At 79.6% G+C, this 683-nt stretch carries 1 pseudogene; it reads right to left on the bottom strand.

Annotated features, from left to right (window positions below):
• Positions 1 to 683: pseudogene (locus LPA54_RS34315) on the bottom strand (hypothetical protein); the annotation flags it as partial.

The raw sequence follows: 683 nt of genomic DNA, 5'->3' as shown, positions 1-683 counted from the left end.
CTCCGGTTCGTCCGGGTCGGCCTCGTCGGCGACGGGGCGGCGGCGGGGCCGCCGCTCGCGCAGCCGCTGGGCCGCGGCCTCGGCCTGGCGGCGGTCCATCTGGTAGGCGAACCGGCGGCGCTCCTGGGAGCGCAGGTAGGCGATGTAGGCGCTGAGCAGCACGGCGGGCACGCCGGGCGCCCAGAGGAACGCCAGCCCGCCGACGGCGGCGACGACCGCGCCGAGCGTGAAGGCGAGGAAGAGCATCGTGATGGTGCGCCGGCGGCGCGCGAGCGCCTTCGAGCGCCGGGCGCGCTCGGCGGCGGCCCGCGCGGTGCGGTCCCGGCGGACGGCGTCCGGGGAGCGGCGCGCGGCGGGGACACGTCCCTGGGCGGCCGGCTCGTCTCGCGTGGACGCCGGTTCGCCGCGCGGGGCGGGCGCCTCGGGCGCGTGCGGTGTGCCGCGTTCCTGCGGGGCCCGCCCGCCGTGGCCGGGTTCCGGGCGCTCGTCCGGGAGGGGCGGTACGGGCGCCTGGGTCTGCGGACGGGTCTGGGACACGGCGAAGGCCCGGACGTCCACCGAGTCGGTGATCGCATCCGGGTCGTGGACGCCCTGCTCCCCCTCGTCGGCGGAGCGCGCCCGCAGGTCCTTGGCGTACCGGCGCTCCATGCCCGCCCGTCCGGACAGCAGTCGGATGGCGGTGC

The sequence above is a fragment of the Streptomyces sp. DH12 genome (assembly GCF_020873895.1).
Lineage (GTDB): Bacteria > Actinomycetota > Actinomycetes > Streptomycetales > Streptomycetaceae > Streptomyces.
Note: the sequence above shows the minus strand (reverse complement) of the source record. Positions and strands in the feature narration are given on the sequence as shown.